Raw genomic sequence first — 3,811 nt, 5'->3', positions numbered from 1 at the left:
GGGTTGATTTTACCGCTATTCTCTAAGACAATGGGCATTTGTAGGGCAAAGAAGGGATGGTTATAGGCTCCTAATGGTGCGGTGGCTTCTCCTTCTCCTTTTAAGGCTTGGACGATCGAATTAGCATCTTCGGGACGCACATTCTCGTATAATCGGTTAAGAGGAGCAATCTCTATTAATACTCCTCTACCACAAAACTTCATGCAACCCACAGGACAAACTTCTACTTCATTATGTAACCCTTGAGCTTCGATCTCATTCTTTAATTCTTCTATAATAGTCTCAGAGCCTGAAGATTTACAACTAGCCGCCCCACAGCATAATATCCGAATAGGTTTACGTTTAGTGATGGTTTCTTCTGCTATATGTTCTAATTTACTTAATTCCATACAATCTATCTCCCAGTTTTGATAATTTGGTTATCTCACGCAAAGGCGCAAAGACGCAAAGGGTTTTCGGTGTTTTATCTATTTTCTCGAGAAGGTAAATACAATATAATTCCTCATTCCTTGTGAAACAGGCATCTTGCTTGTTATTCCTCATTCCCTTCCAGCCATTCTTTTACTTGAGTTAACACTCCCTCAGCCGTTTGTTTTCCGCATACCTTTCCATCATATACCGCCGCCGGTGCTAAACCACACGCCCCAATACAACGAGCAGTCATTAAAGATACTTTACCGTCGGGAGTTGTTTCTCCTTCATGTAAATTAACCTCTTGTGCCAACTTATCCAATAACTCCGCTGAACCTTTGACGTAACAAGCTGTACCCAGACATACTACGCAGTTATGTGCCCCTGAAGGCTTCAGGGAAAAAAGATGATAAAAGGTAGCAACACCGAATACTTGACTTAAGGGTAACTTTAATTGATGGGCAATATAGACTAATACTTCTTCTTCTAAGTAACCGAAGGAAGATTGTGCTTTATGTAAAATTTCAATCAGGGCATCTTGACGATGTTGATTCCGTTTGATAGTTATATCCAATACCTTGAGGCGTTTGTCACCAGTATTCCCCTTTTCTGATGGTGGCTTTAACATTGTTTTAGGCATTTATTGCTCTTTTATTTTCCTTTATTATTCGAAAAATAATCCCTAATAGTTAATATGATCTTTTATTACTTAATTTTAGGACAGTAATTTAATGCTATATCAGAAAGTTAACATATATTGACACTCCTCGACAGTCACGGTACGAGGATTCTTGTTTCAACCAGTTAACTTACGCAACAAACTCTCATTTGCTACGCAGAGGTTAATCTGTCCACAAGAGAATGTATGGTAAAGAGGGATTTCCTAAACCATACGGCAAAGATGCTTTATGGACTCCTAGCTATTTTGTTTCTTCTGTAGGGGATGCTTCTTTAGAAGTTCTTAAAAAATATATCCAAAACCAAGAAAAGCTGTCCTAGAAGGACGAGGTTTTAAACCCAAAAATTTTGATAATAATTAGTTACTTTAATTTACACTAAAATAAAAGCCTGTGTAATTTTAAATTATTGAGTTGCATAAAATTATCAATTATTCACTATTCATTATTATGTGTTTAGCTATTCCTGGAAAAGTTGTCAGTATTGAAGGAGAAAATTCCCTTGAAAAAAAAGGAAAAGTTAGTTTCGGAGGAATCTTAAAAGAGGTTAGTCTTGCTTATACTCCAGAAGCAGAAATTGGTAATTATGTAATTGTTCATGTCGGCTTTGCTTTAAGTATAATTGATGAAAAAGAAGCTCAACAAACTTTAAGAGATTTAGCTCAAATTAGTCTCTATAATTAATCCTTCGATTTTGCCGTAATTACTTCTACATAACGGAGAATTTTCTCCTTGATTTTAAATCCTTGTCTCACCACTTTTGTTACAGTTTTATCGGGTATATCATCCCTTAATTCCCGATTATCCATAAGTACTTCGTCATCGATTACCTCACAGACGTTAAAATCTGGCATATTCTCATCAAACTGGATTTTTTCGACTCCCCTACGAGATAAAATAGTCAGCAAATTTTGTTTTATAATAGTGACAAATTTAGGTAATCTTTTAAGGGCTTTTGAATTAAAATTTTCATCCTGTAAATTATTATCCAGATAGTTAATTAAAAATTCTAAACTATCAAAAATATCTAACAATTCCCCGTATAAAGCCTCCTCTTTTGCTTCGTTTTCTTGTTGCTGAATTTTGACAATTTGCTGTAATTTAGTACTCATTTTTAACAATGCTACAATTTCTTTTAATAAATCATCTTTCTGTTGTAAGGATATTTGTAAATTCTCTTGATTTTTTGTTTCTTGTATACTAGGATTTGTGTTGAAAAGTTGATCAAACATTTTAAATTTTTTCATAGTTGTTAATAGATTGTTTTTTTCTTAAAAGGGTATTATGTCATTGCGAAGCTCGAAGCAATCTCAATCAACCTTGATTTAAGTTAACTAAATAACTCAAAACCCAATTTTTTATCTTCTTCCGAAATAGTTTCTGTTTTCTGATAGGATTGATCTAAATTATCAAAATTAGCAATAAAATTTATGATTGGCATAGGCTCATTTAATAATGATAAATCTTCTTTTTTAAACCGTTGAATTAGAGTCAAATTAGGGCGTAAATAATCAGCAATTAATCTTTTTTGATCATCTATTAAATTTTTTTTTGCTTCTGCAATCTGGTTTATATTATATCTTTTTTTCTTCATTGCCATCTTAACGGCTTTGGTTATTTCACCAATAGAAGCACCCGAAGAAACTTCTAAAACATCATAAGGATTTGGTGTTATTTTTTCATGTACAAAATTAATAGAAATAGCCATATTTTTTTGATAGTTTTTTAGTTGTGACAAAAAAGTTTGTAAGTCTTTAAGTTTGTCATTGGCTACTTGAAGTTGATCCTGTTGAAAAACTCCATTAAGATATATTTGATTAGATGCCTTTGCTATCTCCCTTGCTAATTGATTAGCTTTTTGTATTTCATCTTTCGTTAAATTATTCTGTTGATTAATCTGAGAAATTAGTTTCTCTACTTCCAGATAAATTTTTTCATCCTGATTACCACGGGAAAAACTACTGCTAACTTTCACTGAAGGATTATTTTTAAGACAAGCTGTCATGGTTAAAGCCGAATTGTACTCGTCTAATTCCACCATCATATAAACTTCTGTACCAGATGGGTAAGATTTATCTAAGGTTAACCACATATCTCCTATACGTTCATTATTTCTGTTGAAATCAATACCTTCTATTACTTTATCAGGGCTAAAAAACTTAAAATGAATTAAAACTTGCCCTTCAAATTTTGTTTTAAATGTATAACTTGCGTGAATGGGTAAAACTTCTCCCTGACGAATAAGAAGAAACAAATTCCCCTGTAAATCATCAATCCAATAATCACGAGATACTGTAGCAACAATTTCTGTGATTTCCCACGTCATAATACCAGCACCTTTAGCAACAGCATAGATCGGGTGTGGATGTACCACCACTTTGTCACTACCAAAAGCCTTTTTTACTTCCTCTTGTACTAAAGGAATTTGACTTGAACCACCCACTAATAAGATAGCATCAATCATATCTTCAGAATAGTCAGAATATTTGATAGCATCTCGACAAATTTCAATGGTACGTTTAACGAAAGGTAATATAATCGCCTCAAACTCACTGCGAGTAATCGTCACACTAACGGGTATCGCCATACCAAACTTATCGAGAAGTGGAGTGGAAGGATTAACCATCGCTTCGGTTTTACTACTCAAGTTAATTTTTGCCCTTTCTGTAGCAATTTTCAAATCAGCCTTAAACTGCACTCGCTGATAATAAGGCATCTTACCG

The 3,811-nt window shown here is 33.8% G+C and carries 5 protein-coding genes and 1 pseudogene; 2 read left to right on the top strand and 4 right to left on the bottom strand.

The window, feature by feature from the left end:
* Together FWJ34_RS18675 and hoxE are read right to left on the bottom strand one after the other, a co-directional pair.
* Window positions 1–389, bottom strand: a pseudogene (locus FWJ34_RS18675) ((2Fe-2S) ferredoxin domain-containing protein); the annotation flags it as partial.
* Between the two features lie 143 nt (window positions 390–532).
* The gene (gene hoxE / locus FWJ34_RS18670; RefSeq protein WP_308256837.1) at window positions 533–1,051 is read right to left on the bottom strand and encodes a bidirectional hydrogenase complex protein HoxE; all 519 of its coding nucleotides are present in this window, start codon (window positions 1,049–1,051) and stop codon (window positions 533–535) included.
* 221 nt (window positions 1,052–1,272) lie between these two features.
* Here hoxE and FWJ34_RS18665 point away from each other — a divergent pair, with 221 nt between their 5' ends.
* Window positions 1,273–1,410 carry a transposase gene (locus FWJ34_RS18665; protein ID WP_396232083.1) on the top strand — a complete coding sequence of 46 codons (138 nt, stop codon included), beginning with the start codon at window positions 1,273–1,275 and terminating at the stop codon, window positions 1,408–1,410.
* Between the two features lie 128 nt (window positions 1,411–1,538).
* Entirely contained in the window at window positions 1,539–1,772 is a 234-nt protein-coding gene (locus tag FWJ34_RS18660; protein WP_308256836.1) for a HypC/HybG/HupF family hydrogenase formation chaperone, read from the top strand.
* On the opposite strand, the gene FWJ34_RS18655 is transcribed toward FWJ34_RS18660, so the two are convergent.
* Both FWJ34_RS18655 and FWJ34_RS18650 read right to left on the bottom strand, forming a co-directional pair.
* Window positions 1,769–2,335: a nucleotide exchange factor GrpE gene (locus FWJ34_RS18655; protein ID WP_308256835.1), complete on the bottom strand. Its 567-nt coding sequence runs from the start codon at window positions 2,333–2,335 to the stop codon at window positions 1,769–1,771. The genes FWJ34_RS18660 and FWJ34_RS18655 overlap by 4 nt on opposite strands.
* An 83-nt stretch (window positions 2,336–2,418) precedes the next feature.
* A partial coding sequence (locus FWJ34_RS18650) for an Hsp70 family protein (RefSeq protein WP_308256834.1) occupies window positions 2,419–3,811 on the bottom strand: 1,393 nt, incomplete at its 5' end.

Source organism: Geminocystis sp. GBBB08, assembly GCF_016743215.1.
GTDB lineage: Bacteria > Cyanobacteriota > Cyanobacteriia > Cyanobacteriales > Cyanobacteriaceae > Geminocystis.
The sequence above is the reverse complement of the archived record's forward strand: the minus strand, read 5'-3'. Positions and strand labels throughout refer to the sequence as shown.